This window comes from Allosediminivita pacifica (assembly GCF_003054175.1).
GTDB lineage: Bacteria > Pseudomonadota > Alphaproteobacteria > Rhodobacterales > Rhodobacteraceae > Allosediminivita > Allosediminivita pacifica.
In genome coordinates this window covers 35,810-51,239 of the sequence record NZ_QBKN01000031.1, presented here as the reverse complement: position 1 = coordinate 51,239, position 15,430 = coordinate 35,810, and the positions used below count along the sequence as shown (strand labels likewise).

The window sequence follows — 15,430 nt, the reverse complement described above, 5'->3', positions numbered from 1 at the left end:
GGTAATCTTTGACATGACCGCCTCCCATTAAGGATTGTTGCGATCCCACCTTGGCACAGCGATGCCGTCGGGGGGCGGTTACAGCATCAAAGCCGGCTTGCGGCCTTCTCGCTGCGGGAACTGGCGCGCACGCTGGGTGTCTCGCCGGCGGTGATCTACTGGCACGTCGGTGGCACGAAGGAAGACCTGTTCGCCGAGATATCGGCCTCGATCACCGGCTCGCTGTCCGCCAGCCTGGATGACGGCATGCCATGGGATTCCAGGCTCAGGCAGGTGTTTCGCAACTACCGCACGCTGGTGCATCGCCATCCCGCCGTCGCGCCGTTGCTGGGCGCCCAGATGAAGTCCAACGGCGTCGCCAACCTCGACTGGGTCGAAACGATCCTGACGGCCCTGGAGGAAGGCGGGTATCGCGGGGATGCCCTGCGCCCGGCCTTCAACGTGCTCGTCGGCGGGCTAGCGGGCTTCGTCACCATGGAACTGGCGCCGGCCCCGGTGACCAGGCCCGGCAGCGACAGCGGAAAGTGGCAGGCGCTCTTTGCCGAGCGCGTCGGCCAGATCGACCCGCAGCGCTATCCGCTGACCGCACGCGCGCTGCCCGACATTTCCAATCGCATCTTCGTCCTGCGCTGGCAGAATGGCGCGGATATCCCTTACGGCGACAGTTTCGAGTTGCTGCTCGACCTGCTGATCGAGGGGCTGAAAGCCCGCGCGCCGACCGAACCGACATGAACCGGCAGGTTCGCCAACCTTCAGAACACAAGGAACCTCTGATGAATCTCCCCTTCTCCAAGACCCGTCGCATCGGCTCGACCCTCTACCTCTCCGGCGAGATCGGCTTTGATGCCGACGGCACCGTGCCGGCGGGCATCGAGGCTCAGACGCGCAACATCTTCGAGCGTCTCAAGGTGACGCTGGAAACCGAGGGCATGGGTCTTGCCAACGTGGTGTCGGCGACCTGCTACCTGACGGACACCAGCGACTTCGCCGAGTTCAACCGGGTCTATGCCGAGTACTTCTCGGACCCGCTGCCGGTGCGCACCACCGTGCAGAGCGGCCTGATGATCGACGCGAAGGTCGAGATCACGGTCATCGCCGAGGCGTGATACCGCTTCGCGGCGCCCCGGCGCGGGGGGGCGTCGCACGCCCCGGGCCCCGGCATGATATCCGCGGGTGTCGGCGCTCCCTGAACAGTTTCGGAATTTCCCATGGCAGACTTTCTCGTTCTCGGTGCCGGTATGGTCGGCGTTTCCACCGCCCTTGCGCTGCAGGGGGAGGGCCATGCCGTCACCCTTGTCGATCGCAAGGCGCCGGGACGCGAGACGTCCTTTGGCAACGCGGGCATCATCCAGGCCGAAGCGGCCGAACCCTATGCCCTGCCGCGTGATCCGCTGACGTTGCTGCGCTTCGCGCTGGGACGGAGCAACGACGTGACTTGGTCCATGGGCGGCGTGGCCGAGATGCTGCCCGCGCTCTGGCGCTATTTCCGTAACTCCACGCCCGCTCGTCATGCCGAGATCTCACGCACCTATGTCCGGCTCACCGAGCGGTCGACGCGGGACCATGCGCCGCTGATCGCGGATGCGGGGCTCGAGAACCTGATGGCGCGCGAGGGGCTGGCTACCCTCTACCGCGACGCCGCCGAATATGGCGCGGCGGTCGCCGATGCCGAGCGGGTGAGCGCGAGCTACGGCACGCGCTTTCGCGCCGTCGATGGCGCGGATTATGCGCGCGAAGACCCCGCGCTGCTCAAGGCGCCTGCGGGGGTCATCCATTGGACGGACAGCTGGAGCTGCGCCTCGCCGGGCGCGCTCACCGAAGGGTATGCGGCTCTTTTCGCCCGACGCGGCGGGCGGATCCTGACCGGCGATGCGGCCAGCCTGCAGCAGGCGGGCTCGGGCTGGCAGGTCGAGACCGCGGATGGAGCCGTCGTGGCGGAACAGGCGGTGATCGCGCTGGGCCCTTGGTCGCCGCGGGTGCTGTCGCGGTTCGGCTATCGCATCCCCATGATCTACAAGCGCGGCTATCACGGGCATTTCGCTGCGCCACGGTCCCCCCTGCGGCCTTTCCTCGACGTGGCCAACGGCATTGTCGCGGCACCGATGACCGGCGGGCTGCGCCTTGCCACGGGCGCTGCGCTGGTGACGCGGCAGAGCGCCCCCGATCCGCGGCAGCTCGACCGTGGGCGAGAGGGGATTTCGGACCTCATCGAGGTCGGCGAGCGCATCCGCGAGCCACAGTGGTCCGGTGCGCGGCCCTGTCTGCCCGACATGCTGCCCATGGTCGGGCCGGCGCCGCGCCACGCGGGGCTCTGGATGAACTTTGGTCACGGCCACCAGGGCTTCACCCTCGGGCCGACGACCGGCAGCCTGCTGGCGCAGATGGTTGCCGGAGAGACACCGGGCGGCTTCGGCGCCCTGCTTCCCGCGGGACGGCTGCAACGATGATGTTTCACGCCGGCACACTGAGCGCCGAGCTGGCCCGCGCCGAGCAGGACTATCTCGACCGTACGCCGCGAAGTGCCGCGGCGCAGGCGCGCGCCGCGCGGGTCCTGCCCGGGGGAAACACCCGCAGTTCGCTCTGGGCCGCGCCCTATCCCCTGTCGATCACCGGAGGGTCTGGCTGCCGGATCACCGACGCCGACGGGCACGAGTATGTCGATTTCCTCGGCGAGTTCACCGCCGGTATCTACGGGCACACCTGCTCGGAGCTGGAACAGGCCCTGACCGAGGCGCATCGCGGCGGTTTCGGCCTGTCGTCGCACACGCCCTACGAGGCGGAGCTGGCCGAGGAGCTGGCGGCGCGTTTTCCGTCCATCGACCTGTTGCGCTTTGCCAATTCGGGGACCGAAGCGAACATCATGGCGCTGACGGCGGCGCGGCTGGTGACCGGGCGCGAGCGGATCGTGGTCTTTGCCGGGGGCTACCACGGCGGGGTCCTGACCTTCGGTAGCGGCAATTCCCCGGTCAACATGCCCTTCGAGTTCGCCGTGCTGCCCTACAACGACCTGCGGGCCGCGGAGCGGGAATTCACCGCTTCCGGCGATCGCATTGCTGCGGTGCTGGTCGAGCCCATGCAGGGGGCGGGGGGCTGCGTCGTCGGCACGCCGGACTTCCTGCAGGGGCTGCATTCGCTTTGCAACGAGAGCGGCGCACTGCTCATCTTCGACGAAGTGCAGACCGCCCGCATGGCGCCCGGCGGTGCGCAGGAACGCCTGGGCATCACGCCGGACATGACGACGCTCGGCAAGATCTTCGGCGGGGGCCTCGCCTTCGGGGCGTTCGGCGGTAGCGCCGCTGTGATGGGGCGTTTCGATCCGTCCCATCCCGACGCGATCCCCCACGCGGGCACCTTCAACAACAACCGCCTGACCATGGCTGCGGGGCTGGAGGCGGTGCGCCGTCACCTGACGCCCGAGGCGCTTCAGGCGCTGTTCGCCCGCGGTGAGGCCTTCCGCGAGGCGCTTAACGCGCGGTTCGCCGCGCGGGGTGGCGCCTTCCACGTCACGGGCATGGGATCGATCATGAACATCCACGCGGTGGCAGAGGATGCGGAGGTGCGTCGCGATCGCCTGCGCCTGCTGCACCTGCGCATGATGGAGCGCGGCTACTATTTCGCCCCGCGCGGGTTGATCGCGCTCTCGTTCCCGCTGGGCGAGGCCGAGCGGGCCGGCTTTCTTGATGCGCTGGATACCGTGCTTGCCGCGGGCGGAGCCAATTCGGAGGCCTGACATATGGCCCGGAAGTCACCGATCTCCCTTCGGGACGCGCAGAGCCTTGCAAGAGCCCAGCCCGCCGCGCGTCGGGCTGAGCAATTGCCGGCGAGTACCGTTCCGCGAAGATCCCCGTCTGGCACAGAGGAGACCGGCAGCGAAAGCGCCGGGCAGTGCCACGGCCTGTCCCCATTCCCATCAATAGGGAAATCCCCGTTCTGAACGCGGGTTTGCAAATTCAATTATCCCGCGCCTGGCGAAAGGCGCTCGGTGTCGTGCCCGTCTCGGCGCGGAACGTCCGGCTGAAGTAGGTCACGTCGGAGAAACCCGAGCGCAAGGCCACATCCTGCACCGAAAGTCTGGTGTAGGTCAGTAGGCGTGTTGCCTCCAGCATCCTGCGTTTCCGGACCAGTTCATTCGGCGAGGTGCCGAGGATACGCTTGCAGATGCGCGTCAGGTGAGGCGGTGAAACGGCCAGGGCCCGCGCGTAGTCCGGAATGGACTTGGCCTCGCCGAAGTGCGCCTCGACCAGCTCGCAGAAGGCCTGCGCCTGTTGTTCATGACGGTTCAGCTGGTCACTCGCCGGATTGGTATCGGTGCCGGTGAAGCGGCGCAGTTCCTCGATCAGAGACAGCATGACGGCATGGGACAGTGCGGTCAGCAGGGAGGTCCGTTCGCTCCCCATCGAGTTGTAGACTTCGCCAATCTGGCCGAACAGCGCGTCGATGGCATCGAACCGAGGGGCGTCGGACCGCGGCACATGCACATCGACGCCATGTGCGCCAAGATGGTGATGAACCCCGCCGATCTGGACGTGATCGTGGCGTCGAACCTCTTCGGCGACATCCTCACCGACCTGGGGGCCGCCATTCAAGGGGGCCTCGGCTTTGCCGCCTCCGCCAACATCTGCCCCGATGAGGGTACGCCCTCGATGTTTGAGCCGGTGCACGGCTCGGCCCCCGACATCGCGGGCAAGAACATCGCCAACCCGATCGCCGCGATCTGGTCCGGCGCGATGATGCTGGAGCACCTCGGCGAGAGCGAGGCCGCGAGCGCCGTGCTGACCGCCATCGAGGCCGCGACCGCCAAGGGCGTCGGCACCCGCCCGGGCGCCAGCACCACCGAAGAGATCACCTCGGCTATTCTAACCGCACTGGAAGCATAAGATGAACCTCAAGGACAACGACCTGTTCCGTCAGGCGGCGCTGGTCGGCGGCGAATGGATCTCCCGCGACGACATGGCCGTTATCGACCCGGCGACCGGCGCGCCGATGGGCCACATGCCCGATTGCACCGCTGCGGAAACCGATGCCGCCATCGCCGCCGCCGAAGAAGCGATGGTCGCGTGGAAGGCGCGCACGCACCTGGAGCGCGCCGACCTTCTGATGAAATGGTACGAGTTGATGGTCGCCCATGCGGACGACCTGGCGCTGATCCTGACCACGGAGCAGGGCAAGCCGCTGGCCGAGGCGAAGGGCGAGATCCTCTACGGTGCCTCCTTCGTGCGATGGTTCGCCGAGGAAGCGCGCCGCATCAACGGCCACATCATCCCCTCGCCGGTGCCGGGCAAGAAGATCTTTGCCATGAAGGAGCCGGTGGGCGTCTGCGCCATCATCACGCCGTGGAACTTCCCCAACGCGATGATCACTCGCAAGGTCGCGCCTGGCCTCGCGGCGGGCTGCACGATGGTCATCAAGCCGTCGGATTTCACGCCCTATTCGGCGCTGGCGCTCTGCGTTCTTGCCGAGCGGGCGGGCATCCCTGCGGGCGTCCTGAACTGCGTGACGGGCCGCCCCGAGGCCATCGGCGGCGCGCTGACCTCGTCGCCGGTGGTGCGTAAGCTGTCCTTCACCGGCTCGACCCGCGTCGGCGCCCTGCTGGCCGAACAATGCGCCCCGTCGCTCAAGAAGATGTCGCTGGAGCTGGGCGGCAACGCGCCGTTCATCGTCTTCGACGACGCCGATCTCGATGCGGCGGTCGAAGGGGCGATGGCCTCCAAGTTCCGCAACGGCGGGCAGACCTGCGTCTGCGCCAACCGTCTGCTGGTGCAATCGGGCATCCATGACGCCTTCGTCGTGAAGCTGGCGGAAAAGGTCGATGCGCTCAAGGTCGGCGCGGGCACCGAGGACGGCACCACCATCGGCCCGATGATCAACGCCGCCGCGATCACCAAGATCAACGCCCATGTAGAGGATGCCTTGTCGAAGGGCGCCACCCGCGCGACGCAGCCGCGCGATCTGGCGCCGCAATTCGCCGATCCGGTGGTGCTGACCGGCGCGACGACCGACATGCAGCTCGCGGGCGAGGAAACCTTCGGGCCCGTCGCCCCGGTGTTCCGCTTCGAAACCGAGGAAGAGGTTCTGAAGATCGCCAACGGCACGCCATTCGGCCTCGCGGCGTATTTCTTCACCACCGACATGGCCCGCGCCTTCCGCTTCGGTGAAGCACTCGAGGTCGGTCTTGTTGGCCTCAACACCGGCGCGGTGAGCCATGCCGAGGCCCCCTTCGGTGGCGTCAAGGCGTCTGGCCTCGGACGTGAGGGGGCGCAGGAGGGAATCGAGGAATATCTCGAGACCAAGGCGTTCCACTTCGGCGGTCTCTGATCGACCACTCGGGGCCATCGATTTCCGCGTATGGTCCCGAGCAGCTGAGCGTCTTGGGTATCGGCGTCGCGAAACTCTTCAGGGACACAGGTCTTTGCCGATTTTGTCATGCCTGTTCCGGCCGTGACCTTTTCTCCAGCCCTTTGGCAGCATCCATACATTGAACAGGAACTCGAAGGACTGCTCGAGCACGATTGAAGCCACAGCCACGTCGGCGAGATACGCCATGGCGAGTTTCCCGATGTCCCGGATCTTGTTCTCCACGTCTCGCGGGGGCCTCTGCGCAGGCTTGCTCGAGCGCCTCCGACAGCAACATGGGCGGCCTCATTGCATCCTGGGCCGGCTTCAATCCTGATCGGTGAGCAGATCCCGCCCCACATCGAGAGGGTCGTCGAAGTCCCGCTCCACGCGGGCCCTCAGGTCGTCAAGACGACTGAGGAAAGAGAGCACTTGGCGGGCAACCGCCGGGGCTTCGACGACCTCTGACCACGGCGCGCCGTACCATCTCTTTCAGTATTGCCTGGACGCGGTCTTCGCCGACGGGATTGTCCTGAAGTTCTTCGAGCACGTGTTTCTCTTCTGCTTCGATCGAGGAGAGCATGTCGGCCGACCGCTTTACCGCTTCGGCGAGGAGGTGTGTGCGTAGCGAAACCGACAGAAACGCGAGCGCGCTGAAGCAGCGTATTTTTTCGGGCCAGCGGCATCGGAAGTAGAAGATCCCGTTTTTTGAACGAGATGGGGCCTCACATTCTCGACGGTTCGCGCGGTCTACACCCCGCCCGATGTGAACCAGTTTGTGAACCACCGCGATGTGGAGACGGGAGGCTGGCCGCTTGATCAACGGCTATCCCATTGGGAGGTATAGAGTTCTCTGAGGTCATTGGCTGGGGTGGCAGGATTCGAACCTGCGGTGCGCGGTACCAAAAACCGGTGCCTTACCACTTGGCTACACCCCAACCGTGGCGCGCTATCTACTGCGCTGTTTCGGGGGGATCAAGACCCATACGCGGAAAAATCACCCTTCTTCAGGGTGACCGGCGGTCAGGCTCGGATCCCGGGGCAGGCCGGGCGCGCCGATGGCAGTGCGATTGTAGAATTGGTGGCGTCCACGGCCCCCGCGCTTCGAGGCGTAGAGGGCGAGGTCGGTCTGCTGACAGAGGCTGTCGCGCGCCTGGTCACCGCGGTTTATCGCGATGCCGATGCTGGCCGAGATGCGGCACTCCTCCCCTTCGTAGGGGATCGGGGATTCGATCCGTTCGATCAGGCGCCGGGCGATGGAGGAGAGGATGGCGTGATCGGTGATTCCATCGAGAACGATGAGGAACTCGTCGCCCCCGACGCGCGCCACCGTATCGATCTGGCGCACCTCGTTCAGCATGATCCCGGCGACCTGCCGCAGGACATGATCGCCCGCGGCGTGACCGAGGGAATCGTTCACCTGCTTGAAGAAGTCGAGGTCCACCTGCATCAGCGCGAAGGGTTCGCGGTTGCGCAGGCGGCGGTCGAGCACGTGATCGCAGGCGCGGCGGTTCCGAAGTCCGGTGAGCGTGTCGGTGAAGGCGCGTTCCTCGGCGGCGATCTTGGCGCCCTCGAGCCGCTTGTTCAGCGTGCGCGATGCCTCCATTGCGGCGGACTTCGCCTCGACCAGGTAGAGCATCTCGATCGTGAGGTCGGTGGGGGAGAAGTCGGTCGAGGTCAGCCCGTAGTCGCGCACCGCGTCCACGACCGAGATCCCGAAGGAGAGGTCGAGCACCGCCCCGCCCGATCCGTCGGGGACGGCAAATCCCTTGAGCTGCGTGCGCCGCCTGTCCCTGAGGCGCATGTGCAGCTTGCGTCCCGGGGTCGCAAGGAGGGCCTCCATGGACTTGATCGCCCGCGGGCGGCAGATCTCGAACACCTCGAGGAAGCGGCAGCCGACGAGGCGGCGCCCTTCGCTGAGCTTGGTCAGGGTCGGGCCCGCCTGCAGGATGTGGCCGGTGGGATTAAGCCGGGCGTGCATCGGCAGAAGCCGCATGAGGATTTCGGGATCGACCATCATGATGCGGCCGACTGGTCGTAGGGCATTGCTCCGAGTTCGAAATTTCGCCCGCGCGCATATTCCTGCTGCACGATTACCACATCGATCATCGCGCGGGCGCGTGCCATGCCGTGGTGGTCTAGCATGGCGAGTGTGCCGTAGTCGTCGGCCATCGCCCTGAGAATACCCATGAGGACCCAGCTGAAGCCTTCGTGGGGTCCCGCGACCTGCAGGCAGAAGCGGCCGTTTCCGAAGTCGCGGAGTTCGAGGTCGGGTAGATCGAGGTCGGACACGGCGAGACGCGCGCGATCCGGCAGGTCGTTGAGCGAATAGAGGAATTCGGTAAAATCCTCGCCACCGAAGCGCAGCAGGCGCCGGAGCCCCTCGCGGTTGGGATGCGAGATCAGGTAGGTGCCCACATCCTCGAGAATGGCCGCGCGGGATTTGCCCAGAACGCTGGCGGCGCCTTCCAGCACCTCGTCGAGGAGCCAGTCGTCGTAGTGAAGCATCGCCTCGAACTCGGTCAGGTCGAGCGCGGCGGCGCGCACGACGTCCTGCCATGTGCGTGCCCCGTAGGTGTCCTGGAGGAACACCTGAACCGTTCGAAAGATCAGTCCGTGCATCGTTAGTGTTTCTGCCCTGCTGTTTCTCACAAGGCTGGGCCACGGAGCTTAACATCACCGCAACAGCTTCAAAGCGATGCAAAAAATCCCGAAGACGTGAGGGGAGGGATCAGAATTCGGTCGGGGCGCCGCCTTCTGCCTTTCGCCGGGCCACGAAACTGTCGAGCTCTTCGCGGATGGCAATGTCCATGGCGGGCGGCTCGAAGCTTTCGACGATCCTCCGGAAGACGAGGTGTGCACGTTCGGCTGTCCAGACGCCGCCCGCGGCCATCCAGGCCTCGTGGTTCTTCCAGTCGCTCAGAAAGGGGGAGTGGAATGCTGTCGTGTAGCGGTCCTGCGTGTGCTGGCAGCCGAAGAAATGGCCCGAGGGGCCGACCTCGGCGATGGCGTCGAGGGCCAGTGTCGTATCGTTCACCTCGGATATCTCGGTGTCCATGTAGCGGATGAGCTGCCCCAGCACCTCGCAATCCATCACGAACTTTTCGGGGCTCGCGATGAGGCCGCCCTCGAGCCAGCCGGCCGCGTGGTAGACCATCTGGGCGCCCGACTGGATCGCCGACCAAAGGCTGTGCTCGGTCTCCCACATGGCCTGGGCGTCGGGAACGTTGGCGGTGCAGGCGCCGCTGGCCCGCATCGGGAGCCGGTAGTGCCGCGCCATCTGGCCGGTCATCTGGGTGGCGCGCATGTATTCGGGCGTGCCGAAGGCCGGGGCGCCGCTTTTCATGTCGACGTTCGAGGTAAACGTGCCGATGGCGGTGGGGGCACCGGGGCGGATCACCTGTGCGAGGACCGCGGCCGACAGAGCCTCGGCCAGCGACTGGGCAACGGCGCCGGCCATGGTCACCGGGGCCATGGCGCCGGCCAGCGTGAAAGGGGTCACAACCAGCGCCTGCCCGCGCCGTGCCATGCGCATCCAACCGTCCAGCATCGGCCAGTCGTGCTTGAGCGGCGAGGTGGAGTTGATGTTGGTGTACATCCGCGGCGTGGCGGCGAAATCCTCTTCGCTGAGGCCGCCCGCGATGCGCACCATCTCCATTGCGTCCTCGATCCGCTCGGGGCCGAGGCTGTAGGCGTGCATTGGCTTGTCGCTTAGCGTCAGCTTGTCGTAGAGCACGTCGAGATGACGGGTTGAGGGGTGCAGGTCCACCGGTTCGACCGGATAGCCACCCAGGAAATGGATGCAATTGAAATACTGCGAGAGCATGAGCAGCTCGCGGCAGTGCCGCCGGGTGCCCGGGACCTTGCGGCCGATTTCCATGTCCCTGTAGTTCGGCGGCGAGGAGACGCATCCGAACAGCAGCGATCTGCCGCCGACAGTGATCATCCGGTCCGGGTTGCGCGGCGTGATGGTAAAGCATTCGGGGGCGGTGGCGAGATGCTCCATGACCATCCCGCGGTCCATCCGGACATTGCTGCCCGTGACCTCGGCCCCGGCTTCGGCCAGCAGGCGCGCGGCCTCGGGGTGGAGGAATTCGATGCCGATTTCCTCGAGGATGCGCATGACCGCCTCGTGCATCCTGCCGACAGCCTCGGGCGACATGGGCTCGGTCGGGGCGTCGATGTTGATCGGCTGGCGCCAGGGAGCCTGTTCGATCGCGGCGACACCGCGCCGCTGGGCGTGGCCCGCTCGACCGCCGCTGCGCCTCCGCCTCGCCGCCTGCGCCTCTGAATGTGCCATTGCCGCCCCCTGCTGTTGACCCGACGTTCAGGAGAACGCCGAGCCGAGGAGGCTGAATGCCGTTTCGCGACGGATTGCGTCGTTTTCAGAGAGGTGAGGGCGGGCGCTGCCGGACGAGCCAGTCCTCGAGGTGCCCGATGTCGGGGAAGACGACCTCCGCGAAGGGCGCTAGCTCGGCGGCCCGCGCGGGGCCCGTCAGGACGCCGACGGCGCGGAACCCGGCCGCTTTTGCCGCGGCGAGGTCATGGGTGCTGTCGCCCACCATGGCACAGGCAGACGGCGGCAGTCCCATCGCATCGGCGAAGGCGAGCAGGGGCCCCGGGTCCGGTTTCGCGCCATGCCCGCTGTCGTATCCGGCAATGAAGTGCAGCGTCGCGTCGATGCCCGCACGCGATAGATGTGAGCGCGCCGCGGCCTCGGAGTCGTTGGTGGCGACGCCGAGCTTCAGCCCACTCCGGCGCAGCCGCAGCATCAGCGGCGCCAGGGGAACCGGTTCGGCCAGGGGGGCGGTTTCGGCCTCTTCGGAGAGGATCTCCTCGATCGCCTGCGTGTCGCTTTCGGCGAGTGCGTCCGCAATCAGCCGGGCGACTTCGGCGCCGCTGCCGGCGATGACGGGGCTGTCCGGTTCGAACGCTGTCTTGGCGAGGTCGAAACGCAGCGCCGTCGCAAGCGCCCGGGCGCATGCCGGGTCACCCTCGGAAAGGCGCGTGATCAAGTTGGCGGCCCAGCCGTTCCAGGTGGCCGCGAAATCGAAGAGCGTGCCGTCCTTGTCGAACAGGATCGCGGAGATGGCTGGGCTGTTCATGTCCAATGCGTTTCCGCTCCGCCGGGCAGCATCACCCGCGCCTGGCGCGGGGCGTCGTAGTCGAGGCCCGCCGCTTCGCAGAAGGCACTGATCCAGGCATCGTCCATCATCAGGAAGTCGAGAACCGCCCCCTGGAAGTCGGGGTCCTGCAGGTTCTCGCGGAACTCCCGCTCGGAGGCACCGGTGGAGCCGAGGAAGACCGGCAAGAGCTCGTCCTCTCCGGCGAGCCAGGCCACGGCCTGAAGGCCGATCATCTCTGCTGCATCTTGTGTCAACGCCATGTTTCCCTCAGCCTGAAATGCTTTGTTAACCAGTCTTCTCCAAAGATTGCCAAGCGACCTAGCCGTCGCGTGGCCCCACCGCAACGTGTTGAGGAGACGTAGCACAGATGAGCGGGACAATTCTTATCGTCGATGCCGTTCCGACGAGCTCAATTGTTTTGCGCGTCAAGCTGTCCTCGGCCTTCTACAACGTGCGTCAGGAACTGACCGGTGAATCCGCGCTGGCCTCCCTCGCCTGGAACTGCCCCGACGTGCTGGTCGTCTCGTCGGAATTGCCCGATCTCGATGCGCTGACGTTCTGCAAGAGGTTGCGCGCACTGCCGCAGGGGCGCGACGTCCGGCTGATCTTGCGCCATGCCGAACAGAACGCGCCACACAGGCTGGATTGGCTCGCGGCGGGCGCGGACGAAGTTCTCACCGGGCCACTGGACGAACAGCTTTTCCTGGCACGGGTCCGCGCCCTTCTGCGCCAGCAGGCTGCCGAGGCCGAGCTGAGCCTCGAGTTTGAGCAGCCCCCGGCGGCCGGCTTTTGCGAACCCGCATCGCCCTTTCACCGTCCGGCGCGGATCGCGCTGGTCAGCGGTGGGGGCGACATTGCCCTCGGTCGACTGCAAGAGGAACTCGGTGCCCGGCTTGACGACCATGTGGAGGTCCTGGTTCCGGAAGCTGCGCTGACCGCGGCGAGTGGTGCGGCGGATGTCTATGTGATCACCGAGGATCCCGGGCGAGCCACCATTGCCGAGGCGCTCCTTTCGCAGCTCCATGCCAACCGCGCGACCCGGCATTCGTCACTGATCTATATCGCCGGCCCCTCGCGGTCCGCAGCTGCCGCCCGCGCCCTGGACCTTGGGGCCTGCGAGGTGATTTCCGGAGAGCCGGAGCTTGATGAACTCGCCGTGCGGCTCCGGCGACAGGTTGCCCGCAAGCGCCGTCGGGACAGGCTGCGGGCGGGGATGCGCGACAGCCTGCGCGCAGCCATCACGGACTCGCTCACCGATCTGAACAACCGGCGTTTCGCGCTATCGCATCTCTCGAGGCGTATCGGCGGCGGTGTCACAAGCCCCTACGCGCTGTTCCTCGCTGACCTCGACGGGTTCAAGCAGGTGAACGATACCCATGGGCACGCCGCCGGGGATGCCCTGCTGGCCGAGGTGGGGGAGCGCTTCCGGCGCAAGCTATGTGATGCCGATCTCCTTGCCAGGATCGGGGGAGACGAGTTCGTCTTCGGCTACTCTGTTCCCGACGAGGGCATGGCCCGCGAACTAGCTGAGCGGGCCCGGGACATGGTCGGCGGGGCGCCGTTCAGTCTTCCGGGCCTTCCCCGGATCCGGATCGGGGTCAGCGTCGGCGCGGCCATTGCCGGCCCCCGCGATGGGCTTTCACCGGAAAAACTGCTCGAACGGGCTGACCGCGCGCTCTATTCGGCCAAGAAGTCGGGCCGCAATACCGCCTGCGTCTACGACGACGCGCAACAGCGCTTCTTCGACCAGGATCCCTACGAACCGGCCCAGGTGGAACCGTTGCGCCGGGCCGTCACCAGCTGAGCGTCAGTCCCCCCGGCGCCCGCGAAACCGGTCCGCGATGGTGGCGAGCTTTTCCTCGAGCCGATCGGCGTAGGCCAGGCGCGCGTCGGCCGGCAGGCCGGCGATGTAGTTGGTCAGCGCCCGCTGACCTGTCTGGCGGCGTGCCTCGGCCGCGGAGGCCTGCTCTTCGAGCAGCGCCGCAAATGCCGCTGCGTCGAAGGGATCCTCCCTCAGAAGAGCGACGGCGCGGTCATAGGTCTCGGACATGCCGCCGCGCGGCGGACGCCTGAATTCGCTGCGCAGCTCGCCCCAGAGCGCATGTCGCTGGTCGGGTTCCAGCGCGAGGGTATAGGGCGCGGCGCCGGCAACGTCCGGCGGTGGCCGGTGATGGCGTGGCGGGCCCTCCCGCAGGATTGCCCCTCCCAAGAGGCCTACGACGGCGAGGTTCAGGGCCAGGGAGATCACCAGCACGACCCGGGTAACGCGCCCTCGCAGGACGCCTGACGATTGCTTGCTCATCGGATCATTCCTCTGCCCAGGCCAAGTCGTAGGCCGTGACCGGGTCCAGCACCAGCAGTTGCGATTCACCGGACCAGAGGTCCTCTGCCGTCAGTGTTCCGGTCACGCCGAGCCAGAGACCGAAGACCGAGGCGGAGACGAGCCCGGTGATACCAGGCCAGCCACCCAGGCTTGCGCGGATCCGTGCCAGCAGGCCGGGGTGCTCTGGCAGGCGCGCAGGCGCCCGCGGTGCCTCCGCGATGGCGCGGGCCTCCATCCGTGCGAGCCAGTCGCCACCCGGCATGGGAGGATCGGCGCGTGCGGCCTCGAAGTAGCTTTCCAGCCCGTCGCTTTCCTTGCGCTCACTCATCGTCTTCGTATCCCAGTTCGGCCCGGCGTCCGCCGAGCAGCTCGGTCAACCTGCGTTTCCCGCGCGCCGTCAGACTCTCGACGGCACGCGCCCCTATGTCCATGACCACGGCGATCTCTTCGTTTCCCAGCCCCTCAATGTGGCGCAGGATCACGGCCTGCTTCTGCCGTTCGGGCAGATCGTCCAGCGCCGCCTGCAGGGCATCGGCACGCGCCTGCTGCTGCAGTCCGGCCACCGCGCCGGGTGCCGGATCCTCGGGCTCGGGGGCGGCCTCGAGCGGTGCGCTTCGCGCCCGGCGCAGCCTGTCGATGCAAAGGTTCGCCGTGACGCGGTAAAGCCAGGTCGAGACCTTGGCCTTTCCGGGCTCCCAGCTCGGAGCCGCGCGCCAGAGCCGCAGCAGGGCTTCCTGTGCGACGTCCTCGGCCTCGGCCCGGTCCCCGCCCAGCATCCGTGCCGCGTGGCCGAAGGCGAGGGGGCCGAAGCGTTGCGTCAGCGCGCGTGCGGCCTCTGCCTCGCCGCGGGCATAGGCGGCAAGCAGGTCTTCGTCGCTGCGCTCGGTCATCGAGTCATAAGGCATCCGGGTTCCGCGTTCGGGTTTGCGCTAGCCCGTCCCGGGCCTTTGCGCAACGGCGCGGGCGGCAGGCCACCCGCGCCACGGCTTGTCAGTCATTGTCCTGCTTGGGCGCGTCACCCTGCGGTGCGGCAGGCGGACGCTGGTGGAAGCGCGGTCCCTGGTGGTCGCCGCGGCGGTCCCCGCCGTGGTGCCAGCCGCGACCGTCCCGGCCCCGGTGGTTGGCGAAGCGCTGCTTCATCTGTTCCATCTCGACGGCGCTGATCTCGCCATTGCCGTCGGTGTCGAGCCTGTCGAACATCCGTTCCGGCCCGGGCCGGTTGGCGAGTTCCTCGGCGCTCAGGGAGCCGTTGCCATCCGCATCGAGGCGCGAGAACATGGCGTCCGACCGGGCGCGGCGGCGCATTTCCTCGCGTTCGGCGCGGCGGGCCTCGGCGGCGGCGAAGGTCTCGTCGGGGCTCAGCACGCCGTCGCCGTCGGTGTCGGCGTCCTCGAAGCGCCGCGCCATGAACGCGTCGATCTCTTCGCGGCTGACGTTTTCATCGCCGTTCGTGTCGAACTGCTGGAACATGGTCTCGACATTCGGGCCCATCGGGCCGTCGCCCCGTTGCGCTTGCGCGGCGCCGGCGAGGCCCAGTCCCAGCGTGAAGATCAGGGCGCTGCCCAGGTAGGTTGCCTTGCGTGTCATGGTTTTCTCCTTCCTGCACTCAAGCGATCCGCGTCGCGTCCGGCAACGCGTCTCTGATAGC

Annotated in this window: 18 protein-coding genes and 1 tRNA gene; 7 read left to right on the top strand and 12 right to left on the bottom strand. The window is 67.0% G+C overall.

The features are described 5' to 3' along the window. The first annotated feature begins 33 nt into the window (after nucleotides 1-33). The 4 genes from C8N44_RS19395 (at nucleotide 34) to C8N44_RS19380 (ending at nucleotide 3,730) form a co-directional block, all read left to right on the top strand. Nucleotides 34-732 (top strand): TetR/AcrR family transcriptional regulator C-terminal domain-containing protein, encoded by a 699-nt coding sequence (locus C8N44_RS19395; protein WP_107978416.1) that lies wholly within the window; start codon nucleotides 34-36, stop codon nucleotides 730-732. A 41-nt stretch (nucleotides 733-773) separates the two neighbouring features. Continuing rightward, a complete protein-coding gene (locus C8N44_RS19390; protein ID WP_107978415.1) occupies nucleotides 774-1,106 on the top strand; it encodes a RidA family protein in 333 nt (110 codons plus the stop codon). Between the two features lie 102 nt (nucleotides 1,107-1,208). Further along, nucleotides 1,209-2,447, top strand: a complete 1,239-nt coding sequence (locus tag C8N44_RS19385) for an NAD(P)/FAD-dependent oxidoreductase (protein ID WP_107978414.1) — start codon at nucleotides 1,209-1,211, stop codon at nucleotides 2,445-2,447. Continuing rightward, on the top strand, nucleotides 2,444-3,730 hold the full coding sequence (locus tag C8N44_RS19380; RefSeq protein ID WP_107978413.1) for an aminotransferase class III-fold pyridoxal phosphate-dependent enzyme: 1,287 nt from the start codon (nucleotides 2,444-2,446) through the stop codon (nucleotides 3,728-3,730). The genes C8N44_RS19385 and C8N44_RS19380 overlap by 4 nt, the downstream gene beginning before the upstream one ends. Before the next feature lie 220 nt (nucleotides 3,731-3,950). On the opposite strand, the gene C8N44_RS19375 is transcribed toward C8N44_RS19380, so the two are convergent. Further along, nucleotides 3,951-4,472: a helix-turn-helix transcriptional regulator gene (locus C8N44_RS19375; RefSeq protein ID WP_146178878.1), complete on the bottom strand. Its 522-nt coding sequence runs from the start codon at nucleotides 4,470-4,472 to the stop codon at nucleotides 3,951-3,953. Between C8N44_RS19375 and C8N44_RS19370 the strand changes: the two genes are divergently transcribed. Both C8N44_RS19370 and C8N44_RS19365 read left to right on the top strand, forming a co-directional pair. Then, the gene (locus C8N44_RS19370; RefSeq protein ID WP_373282731.1) at nucleotides 4,473-4,877 is read left to right on the top strand and encodes an isocitrate/isopropylmalate family dehydrogenase; all 405 of its coding nucleotides are present in this window, start codon (nucleotides 4,473-4,475) and stop codon (nucleotides 4,875-4,877) included. A 1-nt stretch (nucleotide 4,878) separates the two neighbouring features. Then, entirely contained in the window at nucleotides 4,879-6,315 is a 1,437-nt protein-coding gene (locus tag C8N44_RS19365) for an NAD-dependent succinate-semialdehyde dehydrogenase (RefSeq protein ID WP_107978411.1), read from the top strand. 78 nt (nucleotides 6,316-6,393) lie between these two features. Here the strand turns inward: C8N44_RS19365 and C8N44_RS19360 are convergent, their stop codons facing one another. The 7 genes from C8N44_RS19360 to C8N44_RS19330 form a co-directional block, all read right to left on the bottom strand. Beyond that, complete coding sequence (locus C8N44_RS19360; RefSeq protein ID WP_107978410.1) at nucleotides 6,394-6,579, bottom strand: hypothetical protein; 186 nt, start codon at nucleotides 6,577-6,579, stop codon at nucleotides 6,394-6,396. Nucleotides 6,580-7,196: 617 nt separating this feature from the next. Next, nucleotides 7,197-7,271: transfer RNA gene (locus tag C8N44_RS19355), tRNA-Gln, on the bottom strand. A gap of 59 nt (nucleotides 7,272-7,330) precedes the next feature. Beyond that, the gene (locus tag C8N44_RS19350) at nucleotides 7,331-8,353 is read right to left on the bottom strand and encodes a diguanylate cyclase domain-containing protein (protein WP_308421243.1); all 1,023 of its coding nucleotides are present in this window, start codon (nucleotides 8,351-8,353) and stop codon (nucleotides 7,331-7,333) included. Continuing rightward, nucleotides 8,350-8,955 carry a heme NO-binding domain-containing protein gene (locus C8N44_RS19345; protein ID WP_107978409.1) on the bottom strand — a complete coding sequence of 202 codons (606 nt, stop codon included), beginning with the start codon at nucleotides 8,953-8,955 and terminating at the stop codon, nucleotides 8,350-8,352. Before C8N44_RS19345 ends, C8N44_RS19350 begins: the two co-directional genes overlap by 4 nt. Before the next feature lie 109 nt (nucleotides 8,956-9,064). Further along, nucleotides 9,065-10,633 carry a trimethylamine methyltransferase family protein gene (locus C8N44_RS19340; protein WP_107978408.1) on the bottom strand — a complete coding sequence of 523 codons (1,569 nt, stop codon included), beginning with the start codon at nucleotides 10,631-10,633 and terminating at the stop codon, nucleotides 9,065-9,067. 85 nt (nucleotides 10,634-10,718) lie between these two features. Next, complete coding sequence (locus tag C8N44_RS19335; protein WP_107978407.1) at nucleotides 10,719-11,438, bottom strand: HAD family hydrolase; 720 nt, start codon at nucleotides 11,436-11,438, stop codon at nucleotides 10,719-10,721. Next, nucleotides 11,435-11,719, bottom strand: coding sequence for a DUF3572 domain-containing protein (locus tag C8N44_RS19330; RefSeq protein WP_107978406.1), 285 nt, complete (start codon nucleotides 11,717-11,719; stop codon nucleotides 11,435-11,437). Before C8N44_RS19330 ends, C8N44_RS19335 begins: the two co-directional genes overlap by 4 nt. A gap of 107 nt (nucleotides 11,720-11,826) precedes the next feature. Between C8N44_RS19330 and C8N44_RS19325 the strand changes: the two genes are divergently transcribed. Then, nucleotides 11,827-13,263 carry a diguanylate cyclase domain-containing protein gene (locus C8N44_RS19325; RefSeq protein WP_107978405.1) on the top strand — a complete coding sequence of 479 codons (1,437 nt, stop codon included), beginning with the start codon at nucleotides 11,827-11,829 and terminating at the stop codon, nucleotides 13,261-13,263. A gap of 3 nt (nucleotides 13,264-13,266) precedes the next feature. On the opposite strand, the gene C8N44_RS19320 is transcribed toward C8N44_RS19325, so the two are convergent. The 4 genes from C8N44_RS19320 to C8N44_RS19305 form a co-directional block, all read right to left on the bottom strand. After that, a complete protein-coding gene (locus C8N44_RS19320) occupies nucleotides 13,267-13,761 on the bottom strand; it encodes a periplasmic heavy metal sensor (RefSeq protein ID WP_107978404.1) in 495 nt (164 codons plus the stop codon). A gap of 4 nt (nucleotides 13,762-13,765) precedes the next feature. Further along, a complete protein-coding gene (locus C8N44_RS19315; protein WP_107978403.1) occupies nucleotides 13,766-14,110 on the bottom strand; it encodes a hypothetical protein in 345 nt (114 codons plus the stop codon). Beyond that, nucleotides 14,103-14,687: an RNA polymerase sigma factor gene (locus C8N44_RS19310; RefSeq protein WP_107978402.1), complete on the bottom strand. Its 585-nt coding sequence runs from the start codon at nucleotides 14,685-14,687 to the stop codon at nucleotides 14,103-14,105. The genes C8N44_RS19315 and C8N44_RS19310 overlap by 8 nt, the downstream gene beginning before the upstream one ends. Nucleotides 14,688-14,772: 85 nt before the next feature. Further along, nucleotides 14,773-15,369: an EF-hand domain-containing protein gene (locus tag C8N44_RS19305; protein WP_107978401.1), complete on the bottom strand. Its 597-nt coding sequence runs from the start codon at nucleotides 15,367-15,369 to the stop codon at nucleotides 14,773-14,775. Nucleotides 15,370-15,430 lie beyond the last annotated feature (61 nt).

Excerpts from the sequence above, each read along its gene's own strand:
- C8N44_RS19385 (WP_107978414.1), top strand. The coding sequence starts at position 1,209 with ATGGCAGACTTTCTCGTTCTCGGTGCCGGTATGGTCGGCGTTTCCACC.
- C8N44_RS19340 (WP_107978408.1), bottom strand. The coding sequence starts at position 10,633 with ATGGCACATTCAGAGGCGCAGGCGGCGAGGCGGAGGCGCAGCGGCGGT.
- C8N44_RS19370 (WP_373282731.1), top strand. The coding sequence starts at position 4,473 with ATGCACATCGACGCCATGTGCGCCAAGATGGTGATGAACCCCGCCGAT.
- C8N44_RS19390 (WP_107978415.1), top strand. The coding sequence starts at position 774 with ATGAATCTCCCCTTCTCCAAGACCCGTCGCATCGGCTCGACCCTCTAC.
- C8N44_RS19350 (WP_308421243.1), bottom strand. The coding sequence starts at position 8,353 with ATGATGGTCGATCCCGAAATCCTCATGCGGCTTCTGCCGATGCACGCC.
- C8N44_RS19320 (WP_107978404.1), bottom strand. The coding sequence starts at position 13,761 with ATGAGCAAGCAATCGTCAGGCGTCCTGCGAGGGCGCGTTACCCGGGTC.
- C8N44_RS19380 (WP_107978413.1), top strand. The coding sequence starts at position 2,444 with ATGATGTTTCACGCCGGCACACTGAGCGCCGAGCTGGCCCGCGCCGAG.
- C8N44_RS19325 (WP_107978405.1), top strand. The coding sequence starts at position 11,827 with ATGAGCGGGACAATTCTTATCGTCGATGCCGTTCCGACGAGCTCAATT.
- C8N44_RS19310 (WP_107978402.1), bottom strand. The coding sequence starts at position 14,687 with ATGCCTTATGACTCGATGACCGAGCGCAGCGACGAAGACCTGCTTGCC.
- C8N44_RS19335 (WP_107978407.1), bottom strand. The coding sequence starts at position 11,438 with ATGAACAGCCCAGCCATCTCCGCGATCCTGTTCGACAAGGACGGCACG.
- C8N44_RS19345 (WP_107978409.1), bottom strand. The coding sequence starts at position 8,955 with ATGCACGGACTGATCTTTCGAACGGTTCAGGTGTTCCTCCAGGACACC.
- C8N44_RS19315 (WP_107978403.1), bottom strand. The coding sequence starts at position 14,110 with ATGAGTGAGCGCAAGGAAAGCGACGGGCTGGAAAGCTACTTCGAGGCC.
- C8N44_RS19305 (WP_107978401.1), bottom strand. The coding sequence starts at position 15,369 with ATGACACGCAAGGCAACCTACCTGGGCAGCGCCCTGATCTTCACGCTG.
- C8N44_RS19365 (WP_107978411.1), top strand. The coding sequence starts at position 4,879 with ATGAACCTCAAGGACAACGACCTGTTCCGTCAGGCGGCGCTGGTCGGC.
- C8N44_RS19330 (WP_107978406.1), bottom strand. The coding sequence starts at position 11,719 with ATGGCGTTGACACAAGATGCAGCAGAGATGATCGGCCTTCAGGCCGTG.